Genomic DNA, 18,149 nt, shown 5'->3' on the forward strand with positions numbered 1-18,149 from the left:
TTTCGGCCAAAGGCGCATAGAGGGAGCGCCGACCGATGCCGTCGGGGGCGGAGAGCAGGCCCGCGGCGCAGCATCTTTCATCATCCCAGCCTGGATAGTCGGTCACCGGATAGAGGCAAATCCCCTCGATCGGAACCCCCCGCCTCCGCGCGGCCCGCGCTTCGCCGCAGACATAATGCAACCACGACGCCAAAGCGCGAGCTACACCGCCTCCAGGGACACGATCCAAGACCTTGGTGGGTCCCTACCCGGTCAACCCCGAACTGGTGTGAAGGCACGGCAGCCCGCAGGGGCGGGTCGTTCAATGGCCGATCCAGGTGATGCTGGCCGGATTGCGCTGCGGCTTCGGCGGGGCGCCTTCCCGGGCGTGGCCAATGATGATGGGCGCCACGACCTGCAGGGTCGGGGGCAGGCCAAGCGCCTCCTTGCCAGCGGCACTGTTCAGCCAGGCGTGGGACAGGCCGATCCAGCAGGTCGCCAGGCCATGGCCGTAGGCGGCCAACATCAGGTTCTCGGCCGCCAGGCAGCAGTCTTGCTGGGCCATGGCGTCGGCTTGGGTGGCGCAAACCACGATCAGGGCAGGGGCGTCATAAAATATGTTGAAGGCGGGATCGGCCAGGTGGCTTTCCATCGGCTTCAGTTCCGGCTGGCCGTCGAGAGCCTTCAGCAGGAAGGCCTTGGCGTGGGTCGACCACAGATGCAGGCGGGAACGGTCCATCACCACGACGAAAGACCAGGGCTGGCGGTTCATGCCGCTGGGGGCGTCGATGGCGGCGTCGATCACCGAGCGGATTTGGCTCGCGGCGACACCGGATTCACTATAGGCGCGGATGGCGCGGCGGTTATGCAGGGCGTCGAAGAGATCCATCGTCCCCTCCCGTGCGATAGGCCCGCCCTCTTCACCGGCCGGCACGCCGGGCCCGACGCGCGCCGATGGGGTGGAGTGTCGTATGGAGTGGCGTGGCGCGCCTTGAGATGGATCACGTCGGCGCGCCTATGGATACAGCAGGTACTTGGCCCGCAACGCCTTGAAGGCCGCCAGGTCCGTCTCCCATCCGGCGGCGATGGCGCGCGGGTCGATGCCGGAGCGGATGGCCTCCACCGTCGCCTTGGATCCGATCAGGCCAAGCGTGTCGTCCAGGTGGAAGCGTTCAGGATAAAGCCGGTACAGCGCCGCCGCCAGTTCGATGCCCAGCAGGGGGCTGTCCAGCGCCGCCCGGTCGGTCACCATCAGGCGCACGCCATGGCAGGGTACGCCGGCATGGCGATCCGCCGTGGGAATGAAGGTCGTGGCCGCGAACCGTACGCCGGGAATCGCCCTGGCCCCCAGCAGGTCGGCCAGGGCCGCGCCGTCGATCCATGGTGCGCCCACCACCTCGAACGGGGTGGGCGTCCCACGCCCGACGCTGACGGCGCTGCCCTCGACCAGCGCCACGCCGGGGTAGAGCGCGGCCTCATCCACCGATCGCAAGTTGGGGGAAGGGTTGACCCAGCGGAGGCCGGTTTCGTCGTACCAGCTGTCGCGGCGGTAGCCATTCACGGGAGTGACCGTCAGCGCCGCGCCGATGCCGTTCTCGCCATTGAACAGCAAGGCCAGTTCCCCCAGCGTCATGCCGTGCCGTACAGGCAGAGGGAAATAGCCGGTGAAGGACAGCCGGTCCGCATCCAGCACGGGCCCCTGCACCGCTGTGGCGGTGATGGGGTTGGGCCGGTCCAGCACATGGACCGGGATGCGGGCGGTGGCCGCAGCCTCCAGGACATAGGCCATGGTGGTGGCGTAGGTGTAGAACCGCACGCCCGCGTCCTGGATATCGATGACGATCGCGTCCAGGCCGGCCAGTGCCTCCGGGGGCGGGCGGCGGTTGGCGCCATACAGGCTGAGGATGGGCACGCCGGTGGACGCGTCCACTCCCGAGGCGATCCGTCCCTCGCGGTCACCCTGCGGGCCATGCTCCGGGCTGAGCAGCAGGGCCAGGCGTACGTCTGGGGCCCGCGCCAGCAGATCGGCGGTCCGGCGGCCGTGCCGGTCCACGCCCGTCTGGTTGGTCAGCAACGCCACCCGCTTGCCCGCCAGCGGGGCGAAGCCTTGGCCCGCCAGCACGTCGATGCCGGTACGCACCGGTGGCGCCCAGGCGGCGGCCACCGCCTCGGCAAGCCGTCGGCGCAGCGGCCGGGCGTCGCCTTGGTCGGCAGGGTGCAGGCGGCTGGTCAGGATGATGAGGTAGCAGCCCCGTTCCGGATCGATCCATAGCGAGGTGCCGGTGTAGCCGGTGTGCCCGTAAGAGGCCGGCCCGAACGCGGTGTCCTGGCCGCCCGCGTAAGGTGACGCCATGTCCCAGCCCAGGCCCCGCACCACCCCGCCCGGCAGGACATGCGGGCTGGTCATGAGGGCGACCGAACTGGCTTTCAACAGGCGCCGTTTCTCCAGCGCGCCGCCGTTCAACAGCATGCGGGCGAAACGGGCAAGGTCATCCGCCGTGCCGAAGACGCCGGCATGACCGGCGACGCCGCCCATGCGATAGGCGGTGGGGTCGTTGACCTGGCCCCACCGCAGGCGTCCCTCCTGCACGTTGGTGGGGGCGATGCGGGATCGAAGATCCGGGCGGGGCAGGAAGCCGGTATCGGCCATGCGCAAGGGCCGGAAGATGTGCCGCGCGGCATAAGGCGCCAAGGACAGGCCGCTGACACGCTGCACGACCTCACCCAGCACCATGAAATCCAGGTCGCTGTAGCGGAAGCGTTCTCCCGGCGCGCTGGTCGGCGTCTCCATCAGCAGCCGGGCCCGCGCGGCGGCGGCCCCGGTCCAGCTGTGCGTCAAGTCCAGGTCGGCGCGCAGCCCGGAGGTGTGGGTCAGCAGCATCCCGATGGTGATACCGGCCTTGCCATGGGTGGCGAAGGCGGGCCAATAGCGGGAAACGGGCGCCTCCAGCCGCAGCGTCCCTTTTTCCACCAGTTGCATCACCGCCGTCGTGGTCACCAGCACCTTGGTGAGGGAGGCGAGGTCGAACACCGTGTCGACCGTCATCGGCGCCGTGTCCGGCTGAACCCGGCGCAACCCCCAGGCATTGCGGTAGAACGTGCCGTCGCGCCCCCCGACCAACACCACGGCCCCCGGCATGTGTCGGGCGGCGATCTCTTCCTGCACGGCGGCGTCGATGGCGGCGGTCATTGGCGCCAGGGCCGGTCCCGCGGCGCGCGCCTGGACCGGCACCGCCGCCAGCAGCAGGACGCAGAGCAGCGCTCGCGCCCCGTGACGCAACCAGACGATCACCTTGCCGCCTGGCGGGCGGGCGGCGGCTTCATCTCCAGGTCGCCATAGACATTCCGGGGGTTCCACAGCATCCATCCATCCACCCCCACATCGTCGGCCGCCTTCGTCTGCAGGCGCACTTCGCTGGCGCCGAAGGCGCGACGGTCAAAGGCATAGTCCTTGAACGCCTGCAGCCAGGGACGGAACCGCTTCGGCGATATTTTCAGCCGGGACAGCGCGTTTTCCAGCGATAGGCGCACGATCTCATAGGAATGGTTGACCGGGTTGCGATATCCGGGAATGCCGTACTGGAAGCCTGACGGGTAGAGCATGGGGGACAGGTAGTCCACCTGCGGCGCCAGCTCTTCCAGGCGCTGGCCGATGCCGGTGTCGTCCAGGTTCCAGCAGACGTAGCCGAAGATGTCCGCCGCGATATAGACGTTGTAGGGCTGGAGGCGGTGGCGCACCTCCGCCAGGAAGCCGGAGATGGCGGCCACCCTGTCCTTTTCCGCCGTGGGTCCCGCGAACCGAAGCCGCTGGGCGGAATCCGGAAAGCGCAGATAGTCGAACTGTATCTCATCAAAGCCGGCGCGCGCCGCCTCGATGGCGATGGCGATGTTGTAGTCGCGCACCGCCGGCTGCAGGGGATCGGTCCAGGCGAGTTTCTCCTTGTCGCGGAAAAGCTCGCCATCGCTGCGTTTCACCGCCAGCTCAGGGTGGCTGGCGGCCAGCAGCGGGTCCTTGAAGGTGACGATGCGGGCGATGGCGTAAATACCCTGGGCGTGCAGCATGGCCGTCAGCGCCGTGAGGTCGGGGATGGTCGTCACCTGTCGGGCCCCCGCCACGGCCGCCGCCGTGGCGCTGGGATAGGGGACCAGGCCCCTGTCGCCCTTGATGTCGATGACCAGGGCGTTCAGCCCCTTTTCGTGGATCAGGGCGAGAACGGGTTCCCGCAGGCTGCTGGCGCCGATGCCGTAGACGGTGAGGTAAAGCGCCTTGGGCGTGAAGGGTTCAAGGCGGAGAACGGCATTGGCCGCCGGCAGCGCCGCAATCGGGAAGCTGCCGGCCCGGTAGCCGGGCGCGCGGGCAAACACGGTGCCGGTGGCCTGGAACTGGAAGCGGCCCCCGTCGTCCACCGGCACGGCATGTCCATCGGCCACCAAGGTGGCACCGGCGATGGGTATGCCGGTGGCGGCATCGACGACCCTGCCCTCCGTCGCCATGGCGGACTGGACCAGGGCCGGCAGCAGGCAAGCCGCGAGGGCGATGCTATGAAGGATCCGTCGGAACATTCAGGGTGGGGGCTTTCTCGCGGAGGCGGGCGCCAGCAGCGCGCCGAACGCGGCGCCGGCCTGATTGGAAACCGGGATGCGGGGAAGGGCGTAGGGTGGGGATCCAGGCACCGCGCACCCGCCCTCGTAAGCGAAGGCCGCGCGATACCCGGCGCGCTCCGCCGCCGATTGCAGGTCCGCGTCGATGATGCCGAACGGCCAGGCCAACATGTCGACCCGCGCGCCAAGGCGGCGTTCCAGCGTCGACCTCGACCGGACGAGCTGGGAATTGACGAAGGCGCGGTAGTCATCGGACGTGCGGCGGGCACGTTCCTTGCGGAAATCCGGATGCCAGAAGGTATGGGACTGCACCTCCACCAACCCGGACTTGACCATCTCCGCCAGTTGCTCCCACGTCAGCGCGTAGGAGGCGTTGGAGATCGCCGAGGGATAGATGAACAGGGTGACGGGGACGTTCCGCCGCAGGATGATAGGATAGAGTTGGGTGTAGACGGAGACATGGCCATCATCGACCGTGATGGCGACGGCATGCCCGGTGTCGGCCCGCAGCATATCCCGCCCGCCGCCGCGCAGGGCGTCCACCACCTGGCTTAGCGGCACGACCTGATACTGGTGCGTCTCAAGCCAGTCGAGTTGCCGTTCAAGGACCGGCGTCCTGACGGTCGTCGGGCCGGTGGTCGACGGGTCGAACCGGTGGTAGGCCAGGATGGGAATGCCCGGCTCAACCGGGGTCTGCGCCACGCACGCGAGCGGGGCCAGGATCAGAGCGACGATGGCCAGGCAAATCGTGCGGCATCGCGTGAGGTTCCGCTTCACCCGAACCTACTCCCTGCCATCGACGGCCACGTCGAAGGTGAAGACCCCGTCCAGGGAGTCCGGACGGCGGATCACTTCGGGATGGCGCAGGGTCCGCACCGTGTCCTGATAGCCGGCCGCCCAGTGCTCACCAATGTTCAGCCGTGAGAACTCAAAGTCCTTGGTGCTGCCCTGATGGTGCTTGGCGTGATAAATCAGATGGATGATGTTGAAGACCTTGTGGTCGGCCTCGGCGGCCAATCGGTGGGCCGCGGGCAGGTCGCGCGCCGGTGCCGGCAGATCATCCAGCAGGGCGGCGATCGCGTAACGCAGCCGTTGCTTACGCCGGAATTCATCGGTAACCGCGCGCGTGCGGCTGGAATATTGGATCTCTTTCTGCCGGGTCACGGCCTCGGCGAGATCCGTGGGCAGGTCTCCCCGCGCGTTCCACAAATCCACCTGGAATGTCAGGGTGTCCTCGTGCACGTCCCCTTCCAGAACCCATTGCAGGGGGGTGTTGGACACCAACCCGCCATCCCAATAGAACTCGCCCTCCACCTCCACGGCCGGAAAGCCCGGCGGCAGGGCGGCGCTGGCCATCACATGCTCCGGCCCGATGGTGTGGGTCCTGGTATCGAAGTAGACGAAGTTGCCGGTCTCGACGTTAACGGCGCCGACGCTGAAACGCATGGGACCCGCGTTGATGCGGTCGAAATCCACCAAGCGTTCCAGCGTTCGGCGCAACGGCGTGGTGTCATAGAAACTGGTCGCCCACGCCCCGCCCGGCAAGGATGCCCAAGGGGGAATGGGCCGGGGAGCGCACATCCCGGAAACGCCGGCCATGGTGGCGGTCACGGCGCTCAGATGGTTCAGCAGGGTGCGCTGGATCTCACCGTCCATGCCGGATGACATAAGTCTTTCCACCCAGCCCGGGGGTTGCGGCGCCCCTGTCACCTCATCCCAGAACGACCGTAACCGGGTAATGCGGTCTTCGGGCCGGTTGCCGGCGATGAGGGCCGCGTTGATGGCACCGATGGACATGCCGGCGACCCAGTCGGGGTGAAGGTCCGCTTCCGCCAGGGCTTCATACGCGCCAGCCTGGTAGGACCCCAGGGCCCCACCCCCCTGAAGGACCAAGGCGATGCGCTGGAACGGGGGGCGCGCGCTGGCGCGATGGGTCTTGAGGAGTGCCGTGTCGGGCATGGATCTCAACGGGGCTGGAGTATCCGGGGCGCCCCCCTTCGGGAAGAGGAGGGCCGCGCCGCTCCAGCCGGCCCCTCGCCAGCCACAGCCTCCGCAAATCAGGGGGGATTGTCGTTGATGTGTCTCAACCCTTGCCCCCCAAACATTTCATGCCGCGATTTCTGGCTTTCCGGCGTTCCATTCACGTCGTCGCCCGATCCACGCCAGCGTCACGTTTCAACGTTGGCATGAATAGCCGGCTGGTCAGCCCCATGGCGACGACCAGCCAGACAGCGGCGCGTGCTTCACTCCTCGTGGTCGATCAAAGGGTCTGGCTGGGCGAAACGGGTGAGCAGAACGACATCCTTGATTTCGATGTGGCTTCCTGTCACATCCACCCCCTGGGTGCGCAAGGTCGCGAAGGCTCTGGACAGGTTTTCGGGCGTCATGCCCAAGCGTGAGGCCAGGACCCGTTTCTCGAAGGGCAGGGTCACGGTCAAGCCGCCCTGTATGTCGGCCTCGCGCAGGATCCAGTTGGCCAGGCGTTCGGCACTGGTGCGCAGCTTCAGGTTCTTGACGTCCTTGATGGCGCGGCGGTAGCCGCGGGCCAGTTCCATGATGACGGCCCGCATGAACGCGGGATCCGTCTCCACGCACTCGCGGACCTTGGCGGCGGGGATCATCACGATGCGTGACTTTTCCAGCGTGCGGGCCGACTGCAGATAAACCTGATCGTTCAGGACGGCGGCGAGAATGAAGGCGCCCAACGGCTGGACCACTTCTATCGTCGTCTCCCGGCCGGATGAGGCGGCATACATTTCCACCAGGCCATCCGCCACAACATGAAGGAAGTCCGCAGGGTCGTGCTCATGGATCAGTGTGACCCCCGGTGGGAAGCGCTGCAGGAAGCCGGTCGCCACCAGCTCAGCGAAAGTCTCCTCCCGAATCCCACGGAAGAGGGGCAAAGCCCGGATTTCAATCGCGTCGTCAGGCCGCATGCGGCGTCCCCTTTTTAAGGTTGGGCCAGTAAACAGCGGCGCTTGATATTTGTCAAGTGGCAGTATAAAATCCATCAAAGAATAGTATTAAAAACAGCAATTGCCGGATCAATACTTTCAATTCGCAGAAATTCCTCGTTGGGATCCCAATAATTGTTGATTCAAATCAAGGCTCATCTTTCGGTCAATTCATAGCCTTTGACCGGCGCGGATACGATCGCGCCTTCCAACGGCCGGGGACCATTGATGTCTGCCCATCCTGACGCAGTTGCCGCTGACCGGCGCATTTCGCTGGCCATGAGCACGCTCGCCTTCACCGTCTGCTTCGCTGTCTGGACGATCTTTTCCATCATCGGCATCCGCATCCGGCAGGAACTGGGGTTGTCCGAGACCCAGTTCGGCCTGCTGGTCGGCACCCCCATCCTCACAGGCTCACTGATCCGCATCGCGCTGGGGGTGTGGACGGACCAGTATGGCGGCCGGCTGGTGCTGGTGGGGACCATGCTGTCGGCGGCCGTCGCCACCTTCCTGCTGTCCTATGCCCATACCTATCCGCAGATGCTGCTCGCGGCATTGGGCGTGGGCATCGCCGGCGGTTCCTTCGCCGCGGGCGTGGCCTATGTTTCGCGCTGGTTCCCACCGGGGCGGCAGGGCACGGCGCTGGGCATCTTCGGTGCCGGCAACGTGGGCGCCGCCGTCACCAAGTTCCTGGCACCCTTCGTCCTCATCGCCTACGGCTGGCAGATGGTGGCCCAAGTGTGGGCGGCGGGGCTGGTGCTCATGGCCGTGGTGTTCTGGTTCACGACAAAGGACGATCCGGTGCTGGTGGCCCGCCGGCGGGAGGGACGCAAGGCCCCCGCCGCGTGGCTGGAGATGGAGCCGCTGAGGAACGTTCAGGTTTGGCGCTTCGCCCTCTATTACTTCTTCGTCTTCGGCGCCTTCGTGGCCCTGGCCCTGTGGCTGCCGCAATACCTGATCAAGGTTTACGGGGTGGACATCCGCGCCGCCGGCATGATCGCCGCCGCCTTCTCGGTCCCAGCCAGCCTGTTCCGCGCCTATGGCGGGCACCTGTCCGACACCTATGGCGCCCGGCGCGTCCTCTACTGGACCTTCCTGGTGTCGATCGTGGCCACGTTCATCCTGTCCTACCCGCCGACCGACTATGTCGTGCACGGCGCCCGGGGGCCCGTCGCCTTCCATCTGGAAATGGGCCTGATCCCCTTCACCGTCACCGTCTTTGTGCTGGGCTTCTTCATGGCGCTGGGCAAGGCCGCCGTCTACAAGCACATCCCTGTCTACTACCCGCAGCATGTGGGTGCGGTGGGCGGCCTGGTGGGCATGATCGGCGGCCTGGGCGGCTTCGTCCTGCCCATCCTGTTCGGCACGCTGCTGGACGTCACCGGCTTGTGGACCAGCTGCTTCATGGCGCTGTTCCTGCTGGTCGGCGTGGCGCTGGCGTGGATGCACCTGTCCGTCCGCCGCATGGAGCAGGCGGCGGCGGGCCCTGTGCTGGACGCGCTGCCGCCCTTCCCGGAGATGCAGGGCATGCCGGCACCTGTGCCGACGGCGAAGAAGGAAGGGGCGGTCCTGACCGACTGGCGGCCGGAAGACCCGGATTTCTGGGCGGCCAAGGGCCGGCGCATCGCCCGCCGCAACCTGTGGATCTCCATCCCCGCCCTGCTGTTGTCCTTCGCCATTTGGCAGGTCTGGTCGGTGGTGGTGGCCAAGCTGCCCCTGGTGGGCTTCCGCTTCACCACGGACCAGCTGTTTTGGCTGGCGGCGCTGCCGGGGCTGTCGGGTGCCACGTTGCGCATCTTCTATTCCTTCATGGTGCCCATCTTCGGCGGGCGGCTGTGGACGACGCTGGCCACCTGGTCGCTCATGATCCCGGCATTGGGTATCGGCTACGCCGTGCAAAGCCCGGACACGCCTTACGCCGTGTTCCTCATCCTGGCGCTGTTCTGCGGTTTCGGCGGCGGCAACTTCGCCTCCTCCATGGCCAACATCTCGTTCTTCTTCCCCAAGGCGGAGAAGGGCAACGCGCTGGCCCTGAACGCGGGCCTGGGCAACCTGGGCGTCAGCGTCGTCCAGTTCGTCGTGCCGCTGGTGATCACCGCCGGCATCTTCGGCTGGGTGGGCGGCGATCCGGCCCTGGTGAAGGGGCCGGCGGGCCCGACGCCGATGTGGATGCAGAACGCCGGCTTCGTCTTCGTGCCCTTCATCGCCCTGTCGGCCTTCGCCGCCTGGTTCGGCATGAACGACATCGCCTCGGCCAAGGCCTCCTTCGCCGATCAGGCGGTGATCTTCCGCCGCCGGCACAACTGGATCATGTGCTGGCTCTACACCGGCACCTTTGGTTCCTTCATCGGCTATTCGGCGGGCTTCCCCCTGCTGGCCAAGACCCTGTTCCCGGACGTGAACGCCCTGCAGTTCGCCTTCCTGGGGCCGTTGGTCGGGGCGTTGTCCCGCTCCGGCACCGGGTGGCTGGCCGACCGCCATGGCGGCGGCCGGGTCACGGTCGGGGCCTTCCTGCTGATGATGGCGGGCGTCGGCGGTGTGCTGTGGTTCATCGGCACCAAGGAGCAGCCGCACGCCTTCACCGGCTTCTTCCTCTCCTTCCTGCTGCTGTTCTTCGCCACCGGCGTGGGCAACGCCTCCACCTTCCAGATGATCCCGGCGATCATGGGCAGCGAGATGGCCCGGCTGATGCCGGAGGCGGACGCGGTGACCCGGCAGCGCCATGCCGCGACCGAGGCCGCCGCCATCACCGGCTTCACATCGGCCATCGCCGCCTTCGGCGCCTTCTTCATCCCGAAAAGCTACGGCACCGCCATCGCGTTGACGGGCGGGCCGCAGGCGGCGCTGTGGGCCTTCTTCGGCTTCTACGTGACCTGCGTGGTCCTGACCTGGGCCGTTTACACCCGCAAGGGCGGGTTGTTGCACGACATCGAGCGCGCCCGCCGCGGCGCGCCCACTCATCCGGCTGCGGCCGAATAATAGGGGACGGGACAGATGTCTCATTTTCTCGACCGGCTGACGTTCTTCCGGCGCACCGCCGAACGGTTTTCCGACGGCCACGGCATCGTCACCAACGAGGACCGCTCGTGGGAGGACGGCTACCGCAAGCGTTGGCAGCACGACAAGATCGTCCGGTCCACCCATGGCGTGAACTGCACCGGTTCCTGTTCGTGGAAGATCTACGTCAAGGGCGGCATCGTGACATGGGAAACGCAGCAGACCGACTATCCCCGCACGCGGCCCGACCTGCCCAACCATGAACCGCGCGGCTGCGCCCGTGGCGCTTCCTACAGCTGGTATCTCTATTCCGGCGCGCGGGTGAAATATCCCATGGTGCGGGGCCGCCTGTTGAAGCTGTGGCGCCAGGCCCGCGCCACCCTACCGCCGGTGGCCGCCTGGGCCTCCATCGTCGGTAACGAGGCCAAGCGCGCGTCCTACATCTCCATCCGCGGCCACGGCGGTTTCGTGCGCGCCAGCTGGGACGAGGTGAACGAGATCATCGCGGCGGCCAACGCCCACACGGTGCGCGCCCACGGGCCGGACCGGGTGGTGGGCTTCTCCCCCATTCCGGCCATGTCCATGGTCTCGTACGCCGCCGGCTCGCGCTATCTGTCCCTGATGGGCGGCGTCTGCATGTCCTTCTACGACTGGTATTGCGACCTGCCGCCCGCCAGCCCGCAGACCTGGGGCGAGCAGACGGACGTGCCGGAATCGGCGGACTGGTACAACGCCGGCTTCATCATCGTCTGGGGGTCCAACGTGCCGCAGACGCGCACGCCGGACGCCCATTTCTATACCGAGGTTCGCTACAAGGGCACCAAGAGTGCCGTCGTCAGTCCCGACTATGCCGAGGCGACGAAGTTCGCCGACATCTGGCTGAACCCCAAGCAGGGCACGGACGCGGCGCTGGCGCTGGCCATGGGCCATGTCATCCTGCGCGAATACCACCTGGAGCGGCAGGTTCCCTACTTCGACGACTACACCCGCCGCTACACCGACATGCCCTTCCTGGTGCGCCTGGTGGAGCGTGACGGGCGCCTGGTGCCGGAACGGCTGCTGCGCGCCTCGGATCTGCCGGGCGGCCTGGGCCAGGGCAACAACCCCGACTGGAAGACCGTCGCCATCGACGAGGCGACCGGCGACCTGGTGGCGCCCCAGGGCTCCGTCGGGTACCGCTGGGGCGAAACCGGCAAGTGGAACCTGGAGGAAAAGGACGGCGACGGCCGCGACGTGCGCCTGGCCCTGACGCTCGCGGCGCCGGGGGCGGAGATCACCGCCGTCGATTTCCCCTACTTCGGCGGTCGCGCCACGGAACATTTCGTGGCGACCGACCATGGCGAGATCCTGACCCGCAGCGTGCCCTGCCGCACGCTGACGACCGCCGATGGCGGCCAGGTGAAGGTCGCCACCGTCCATGACCTGATGATGGCCAACTATGGCCTCGATCGCGGCTTCGGTGGCGGTAACGTGGCCGCCAGCTATGACGACGACGTGCCCTTCACGCCCGCCTGGGCGGAACGCGTCACCGGCGTGCCGCGCAACGCCATCATCACGGTGGCCCGTGAATTCGCCACCAACGCGGAAAAGACCAATGGCCGGTCCATGATCATCATCGGCGCCGGCATCAACCATTGGTACCACATGGACATGGCATACCGGGGGGTCATCAACCTGCTGGTGTTCTGCGGCGCCATCGGCCAATCGGGCGGCGGCTGGTCCCACTATGTGGGGCAGGAGAAGCTGCGGCCGCAGACCGGCTGGCAGCCACTGGCCTTCGCGCTGGACTGGAACCGCCCGCCACGCCACATGAACTCCACCTCCTTCTTCTACGCCCACACCGACCAATGGCGGTACGAGACGCTAACGGCTGCGGAAATCCTGTCCCCCACGGCGCCGGAGGGCGAGTGGGGCCACAGCTTCATCGACTACAACGCGCGGGCGGAACGCATGGGCTGGCTGCCGTCCGCCCCGCAACTGCGCCAGAACCCCTTGGACCTCGCCGCCCGTGCCCAGGCCGCCGGGCTGGAGGTCAAGGACTATGTGGCGGGCGGCCTGAAGTCGGGGGAGCTGGAACTGTCCTGCCATGATCCGGACCACCCCGACAACTGGCCGCGCAACATGTTCGTCTGGCGGTCCAACCTGCTGGGCTCCTCCGGCAAGGGCCACGAATATTTCCTGAAGCACCTGCTGGGCACCACCCATGGCGTCATGGGCAAGGACCTGGGCGCGGAAGGGGCGGTGCGCAACCAGGACGTCGTCTGGCGCGACCAGGCCCCCCAGGGCAAGCTGGACCTGCTGGTGACGCTGGATTTCCGCATGTCCACCACCTGCGTCTATTCCGACATCGTGCTGCCCACGGCCACCTGGTACGAGAAGAACGACCTCAACACCTCCGACATGCATCCCTTCATCCATCCGCTGTCCGCGGCGGTGGACCCGGCGTGGGAGGCGCGGTCGGACTGGGACATCTATAAGGAGTTGGCTAAAACCTTCTCCCGCGTGGCGCCCGAGGTGCTGGGGGTGGAGCGGGACGTGGTCCTGACACCCATCCTGCACGACACGGCCGGGGAACTGGCCCAGGCGCTGGACGTCAAGGACTGGGCCAAGGGCGAGGTGGAGCCCGTTCCCGGCCGCACCATGCCCTCGGTCAGCGTGGTGAGCCGCGATTATCCCCACCTCTACGACCACTTCACGGCATTGGGCCCCCTGCTGGCCGACGTGGGCAACGGCGGCAAGGGCATCACCTGGAAGACCGGGCACGAGGTGGAGGCCCTGGGCCAGCTGAACGGCGTGCAGGCCGAAGGCGCCGCCCGGGGCCAGCCGCGCCTTGAGACCGACATCGACGCCGCCGAGGCCATCCTGATGCTGGCGCCGGAGACCAACGGCGAGGTGGCGGTGAAGGCGTGGCAGGCGCTGTCCAAGGCCACGGGCCGCGAACATGCCCACCTGGCCCTGGCCAAGGAGGATGAGAAGATCCGCTACCGGGACATCCAGGCCCAGCCGCGCAAGATCATCTCGTCCCCCACCTGGTCAGGCATCGAAAGCGAGAAGGTCTGCTACAACGCCGGCTACACCAACGTCCATGAACTGATCCCCTGGCGCACCCTGACCGGCCGCCAGCAGCTGTACCAGGACCATCTGTGGATGCGGGCCTTCGGTGAGGGCTTCGTCACCTGGAAGCCGCCGGTGGACCTCAAGACCATCCCGGCGGTCAAGGACCTGCGGCCCAACGGCAACAAGGAACTGGTCCTCAACTTCCTGACCCCGCACCAGAAGTGGGGCATCCACTCCACCTACAGCGACAATTTGCTGATGCTGACGCTGAACCGGGGCGGCCCGGTGGTGTGGATCTCCGAGGATGACGCCAAGGCCGGGGGCATCGTCGACAACGACTGGGTGGAGGTGTTCAACGTCAACGGCGCGCTGACGGCCCGGGCCGTCGTCTCGCAGCGCATCAAGCCGGGCATGATGATGATGTATCACGCCCAGGAAAAGATCGTGAACACGCCGGGCTCGGAACTGACCGGCAACCGCGGCGGCATCCACAACTCGGTCACCCGCACGGTGCTGAAACCCACGCACATGATCGGCGGCTACGCGCAGCAGGCCTACGGCTTCAACTACTACGGCACCGTGGGCGCCAACCGTGACGAGTTCATCGTCGTCCGCAAGATGGCCAAGGTCGATTGGCTGGAACAACCCCTGTTGACCACTGGCCCGAAGGAGGCCGCAGAATGAAGATCCGCGCCCAGATCGCGATGGTGCTGAACCTCGACAAGTGCATCGGCTGCCATACCTGCTCGGTCACCTGCAAGAACGTGTGGACCAGCCGCGAAGGCGTCGAATACGCCTGGTTCAACAACGTGGAGACCAAACCCGGGATCGGTTATCCCCGGGAGTGGGAGAACCAGAACCGCTGGAACGGGGGCTGGCGCCGGCGGCGCGATGGCCGCATCGAGCCGCGCATGGGGGCCAAGTGGCGCATCTTGGCCAACATCTTCGCCAACCCCGACCTGCCCGAGATCGACGACTTCTACGAACCCTACACGGTCGACCACGAACATCTGCAGACCGCCCGTGAATCCCAGGCCTTCCCCACCGCCCGTCCCCGCTCCGCCATTACCGGCGAGCGCATGGAGAAGGTGGAGTGGGGCCCCAACTGGGAGGAAATCCTGGGCGGCGAGTTCGAGAAGCGGTCGCGGGATGTGAACTTCGACGGCGTGCAGAAGGAAATCTACGGCCAGTTCGAAAACACCTTCATGATGTACCTGCCGCGCCTGTGCGAGCATTGCCTGAACCCGGCCTGCGTCTCCGTCTGCCCGTCCGGCGCCATCTACAAGCGCGAGGAGGATGGTATCGTCCTGATCGACCAGGACAAGTGCCGGGGCTGGCGCATGTGCGTCTCGGGCTGTCCCTACAAGAAGATCTATTACAACTGGTCTTCCGGCAAGTCGGAGAAATGCATCTTCTGCTTCCCGCGCATCGAGGCGGGCCAGCCCACCGTCTGCTCGGAAACCTGCGTCGGCCGCATCCGTTACCTGGGTGTGCTGCTCTATGACGCCGACCGGATCGAGGCGGCGGCCAGCGTGCCGGATGAGAAGGACCTGTACCAGGCGCAGCTGGACCTGTTCCTGGACCCCAAGGACCCGGCGGTGATCGCCCAGGCCCGCGCCGACGGGGTGCCCGACAGCTGGATCGAGGCCGCGCGCCATTCCCCCATCTGGAAGATGGCCATGGAATGGAAGGTGGCCTTCCCGCTGCACCCGGAATACCGGACGCTGCCCATGGTCTGGTACGTGCCGCCGCTGTCGCCCATCCAGTCGGCCGCCGCCGCCGGCAAGATGGGGCTGGACGGCGACATGCCCGATGTCCGCTCGCTGCGTATCCCGCTGAAATACCTGGCCAACCTGCTGACCGCCGGCGACGAGGGGCCGGTGGCCCTGGCGCTGGAGCGCATGCTGGCCATGCGCGGCTACATGCGGGCCAAGACGGTGGACGGCCGTCTGGACGGGGCCATCGCCGCCAAGGTGGGCCTGACCGGCGCCGCCATCGAGGACATGTACCAGATCATGGCCATCGCCAATTACGAGGACCGCTTCGTCATCCCCACCGCCCATCGCGAATGGAGCCAGGACGCCCAGGACCTGCGCGGCGGCTGCGGCTTCTCCTTCGGCAACGGCTGCTCGGGTGGCGACACGGGCACCAACCTGTTCGCCACATCGCGCGTGAAGAAGGCGCGCAACCCGATGGAGATCGCGTGATGGCCACCACCACCCCTGCCTTCAAGGCGCTGTCGGCGCTGCTGACCTATCCCACGCCGGCGCTGATCGCCGTTCTGCCTGAGATCAAAAGCCTCGTTGCCGCCCAGGGGCGCACGGCCGAAGGGCTGTTGCGACCGCTGCTGAATGATCTGACGGGCCGGGACCTGTACGACCTGCAGGAAGGCTATGTCGACCTGTTCGACCGCGGCCGCCGGACGTCGCTGCACCTGTTCGAGCACGTGCACGGTGAAAGCCGCGACCGGGGCCAGGCCATGGTCGACTTGGCCGCCCATTACGAAACGGCCGGCCTGTCGCTGGCGGTGAATGAGCTGCCGGACTACCTGCCCCTGTTCCTGGAATTCCTGTCCACCCGGCCGGAGGATGAGGCCCGCGCCCTGCTGGGCGAGACGGCGGCCATCCTGGCGACGCTGGAGGAGCGGCTGGCCAAGCGCAGCTCCCTCTACGCGCCCATCTTCACCCTGCTGCTGGCCCTGGCGGGTGATGGCGCGACGGCGGGCGAGCCGGCGGAGGATGCGGAACCGGCCGATGACCTGGCGTCGCTGGATGCCGACTGGGAGGAGGCCGCCGTCACCTTCGGCCCCGGCACCCCCGGTGACGGCTGCTCCGTCGACCGCCTGCGCACCCGCCTGCGCGCCGAGCGCCGCGACGCGCGCCACGGCGCCGTTTGAAAGAGGAGGCGACGATGTCAGAGACCATCAACGGCATCCTGTTCGGCTGGTATCCCTATCTCTGCCTGACGGTGTTCCTGCTGGGCAGCCTCATACGTTTCGACCGCGAGCAGTACACCTGGAAGACCGGGTCCTCCCAACTGCTGCGCCGACGGCAGCTGCGGTTGGGGTCCAATCTGTTCCACATCGGCATCCTGACCATTTTCCTCGGCCATGCCGGGGGCCTGCTGACGCCCATCTGGGTGTTCGATGCCCTGGGCATCGGCCATGGCTTCAAGCAGGGTCTGGCCATCACCGTCGGCGGCATCGCCGGTGTCGCCTGCTTCGCTGGCATCGCGCTGCTGGCCCATCGCCGGCTGTTCGATCCGCGCATCCGCGCCACCTCCAGCTTCGGTGACACCGCCATCCTGCTGTTGCTCTGGGCGCAGTTGACCCTGGGGCTCAGCACCATCTTCGTGTCGCTGAACCATATGGACGGGCATGAAATGGTGAAGTTCATGGCTTGGGCCCAGGGCATCGTGACCTTGCAGCCCGGTGCCGCCGCCCATGTCGCCGACGTCCATCCCATCTTCAAGACCCACCTGCTGCTGGGGATGACCCTGTTCCTGGTTTTCCCCTTCACCCGGCTGGTTCATGTGTGGAGCGCGCCGGTGTGGTACCTGGCGCGGCCGGGTTACCAGGTGGTCCGCTCACGCTTCGCCCAGCCGCGCGGGGTGGTGACCAAACCTTCGGGCGCCGCGGCGCGCCATCCGGCGGAGTGACGGACCATGGGCGAGCATCATCACCCTCATCACCATCCCCACGCGCCCTCCGACGGGGCGGGCGAGGCCAAGGTCTCCCGCAACATCCTGATGGAGCGCCTGAAGGCGGCGCCCCCGCCGATCACAGTCAACGGCGTGGTCATTTCCCGGCAGGCCATCGCCGAGGAGGTGCAGTATTTCCCGGCGCAGACCCCCGCCCAGGCGTGGCAGGCGGCCGCCCGCGCCCTGGTCCTGCGTGAACTGCTGCTGCAGGAGGGGCGGCGCCTGGACATTCCGGTGACGCCCCAGGCCGACGCCGACGGCCGGGTGGAAACGGCGGAGGATGCGCTGCTGCGCGCCCTGCTGGAGCGTGAGGTGGCGCTGCCCCAGGCGGACGAGGCCAGCGCGCGCCGTTTCTACGGGAACAACCCCCGCCGTTTCATGACGCCGGACCTGTATGAGGCCGACCATATCCTGATCACGGCCCGCCGCGACGATGGCGCGGCCTTCGCCGCCGCGCGGGACAAGGCGACGGCCCTGGCTGGGACCCTGGCGGCGGCGCCGGATCGTTTCGCCACCCTGGCCCGCGAGTTTTCGGGCTGCCCCTCAGCCGCGGTGGGCGGCTGCCTGGGGCAGATCGGCCCGGGGGACACGACGCCGGAGTTCGAGGCGGCGTTGGTCACCTTGGCGGAAGGCGAGATTTCCCCGCCCGTCGAGACCCGCTACGGCGTCCATCTCATCCGCCTGAACCGAAAGATCGGCGGGCGCCTGCTGCCCTTCGAGGCGGTGCGGGACCGCATCGCCGCCTACCTGGAGGATCACGTGCGGCACCGGGCGACGGCGCAGTACCTGGCCCTGCTGGCGGGGCGGGCGGAAATCCATGGCATCGATCTGACAGGGGCGTCCTCGCCCCTGGTGCAATAG

Annotated in this window: 12 protein-coding genes; 6 read left to right on the forward strand and 6 right to left on the reverse strand. The window is 67.2% G+C overall.

The window, feature by feature from the left end; all coding sequences use genetic code 11:
- Nucleotides 1-301: 301 nt before the first annotated feature.
- From FHS74_RS13085 to FHS74_RS13110, 6 genes are all read right to left on the reverse strand, one after another.
- A complete protein-coding gene (locus FHS74_RS13085) occupies nucleotides 302-868 on the reverse strand; it encodes a nitroreductase family protein (RefSeq protein WP_184801073.1) in 567 nt (188 codons plus the stop codon).
- Between the two features lie 126 nt (nucleotides 869-994).
- The gene (locus FHS74_RS13090; RefSeq protein ID WP_343066910.1) at nucleotides 995-3,271 is read right to left on the reverse strand and encodes an exo-beta-N-acetylmuramidase NamZ domain-containing protein; all 2,277 of its coding nucleotides are present in this window, start codon (nucleotides 3,269-3,271) and stop codon (nucleotides 995-997) included.
- Nucleotides 3,268-4,542: a putative glycoside hydrolase gene (locus tag FHS74_RS13095; protein WP_184801077.1), complete on the reverse strand. Its 1,275-nt coding sequence runs from the start codon at nucleotides 4,540-4,542 to the stop codon at nucleotides 3,268-3,270. The genes FHS74_RS13090 and FHS74_RS13095 overlap by 4 nt, the downstream gene beginning before the upstream one ends.
- A complete protein-coding gene (locus FHS74_RS13100; protein WP_343066911.1) occupies nucleotides 4,543-5,358 on the reverse strand; it encodes a polysaccharide deacetylase family protein in 816 nt (271 codons plus the stop codon).
- Nucleotides 5,359-5,364: 6 nt separating this feature from the next.
- Nucleotides 5,365-6,540, reverse strand: a complete 1,176-nt coding sequence (locus FHS74_RS13105; protein ID WP_184801079.1) for a patatin-like phospholipase family protein — start codon at nucleotides 6,538-6,540, stop codon at nucleotides 5,365-5,367.
- A gap of 284 nt (nucleotides 6,541-6,824) precedes the next feature.
- Nucleotides 6,825-7,517, reverse strand: coding sequence for a cyclic nucleotide-binding domain-containing protein (locus tag FHS74_RS13110; protein WP_184801081.1), 693 nt, complete (start codon nucleotides 7,515-7,517; stop codon nucleotides 6,825-6,827).
- Nucleotides 7,518-7,763: 246 nt separating this feature from the next.
- On the opposite strand from FHS74_RS13110, the gene FHS74_RS13115 reads away from it, so the two are divergent.
- From FHS74_RS13115 to FHS74_RS13140, 6 genes are read left to right on the forward strand one after another with little or no spacing between them, the layout of a single operon-like run.
- A complete protein-coding gene (locus FHS74_RS13115) occupies nucleotides 7,764-10,514 on the forward strand; it encodes a nitrate/nitrite transporter (protein WP_184801083.1) in 2,751 nt (916 codons plus the stop codon).
- 15 nt (nucleotides 10,515-10,529) lie between these two features.
- Entirely contained in the window at nucleotides 10,530-14,273 is a 3,744-nt protein-coding gene (locus FHS74_RS13120) for a nitrate reductase subunit alpha (RefSeq protein WP_184801085.1), read from the forward strand.
- Complete coding sequence (narH, locus tag FHS74_RS13125) at nucleotides 14,270-15,796, forward strand: nitrate reductase subunit beta (protein WP_184801087.1); 1,527 nt, start codon at nucleotides 14,270-14,272, stop codon at nucleotides 15,794-15,796. The genes FHS74_RS13120 and narH overlap by 4 nt, the downstream gene beginning before the upstream one ends.
- Complete coding sequence (gene narJ / locus FHS74_RS13130; protein WP_184801089.1) at nucleotides 15,796-16,485, forward strand: nitrate reductase molybdenum cofactor assembly chaperone; 690 nt, start codon at nucleotides 15,796-15,798, stop codon at nucleotides 16,483-16,485. Before narH ends, narJ begins: the two co-directional genes overlap by 1 nt.
- A gap of 14 nt (nucleotides 16,486-16,499) precedes the next feature.
- Nucleotides 16,500-17,246: a respiratory nitrate reductase subunit gamma gene (gene narI, locus FHS74_RS13135; protein WP_184801092.1), complete on the forward strand. Its 747-nt coding sequence runs from the start codon at nucleotides 16,500-16,502 to the stop codon at nucleotides 17,244-17,246.
- Nucleotides 17,247-17,252: 6 nt separating this feature from the next.
- On the forward strand, nucleotides 17,253-18,149 hold the full coding sequence (locus FHS74_RS13140) for a peptidylprolyl isomerase (RefSeq protein WP_246463101.1): 897 nt from the start codon (nucleotides 17,253-17,255) through the stop codon (nucleotides 18,147-18,149).

The sequence above is a fragment of the Nitrospirillum iridis genome, assembly GCF_014205765.1.
In the GTDB taxonomy this organism is placed as follows: Bacteria; Pseudomonadota; Alphaproteobacteria; order Azospirillales; family Azospirillaceae; genus Nitrospirillum; species Nitrospirillum iridis.

Bases quoted from the DNA above. Each gene is read 5' to 3' on its own strand.
- FHS74_RS13085 (WP_184801073.1), bottom strand. From the start codon at position 868: ATGGATCTCTTCGACGCCCTGCATAACCGCCGCGCCATCCGCGCCTAT.
- FHS74_RS13095 (WP_184801077.1), bottom strand. From the start codon at position 4,542: ATGTTCCGACGGATCCTTCATAGCATCGCCCTCGCGGCTTGCCTGCTG.
- FHS74_RS13105 (WP_184801079.1), bottom strand. From the start codon at position 6,540: ATGCCCGACACGGCACTCCTCAAGACCCATCGCGCCAGCGCGCGCCCC.
- FHS74_RS13110 (WP_184801081.1), bottom strand. From the start codon at position 7,517: ATGCGGCCTGACGACGCGATTGAAATCCGGGCTTTGCCCCTCTTCCGT.
- FHS74_RS13115 (WP_184801083.1), top strand. From the start codon at position 7,764: ATGTCTGCCCATCCTGACGCAGTTGCCGCTGACCGGCGCATTTCGCTG.
- FHS74_RS13120 (WP_184801085.1), top strand. From the start codon at position 10,530: ATGTCTCATTTTCTCGACCGGCTGACGTTCTTCCGGCGCACCGCCGAA.
- narH (WP_184801087.1), top strand. From the start codon at position 14,270: ATGAAGATCCGCGCCCAGATCGCGATGGTGCTGAACCTCGACAAGTGC.
- narJ (WP_184801089.1), top strand. From the start codon at position 15,796: ATGGCCACCACCACCCCTGCCTTCAAGGCGCTGTCGGCGCTGCTGACC.
- narI (WP_184801092.1), top strand. From the start codon at position 16,500: ATGTCAGAGACCATCAACGGCATCCTGTTCGGCTGGTATCCCTATCTC.
- FHS74_RS13140 (WP_246463101.1), top strand. From the start codon at position 17,253: ATGGGCGAGCATCATCACCCTCATCACCATCCCCACGCGCCCTCCGAC.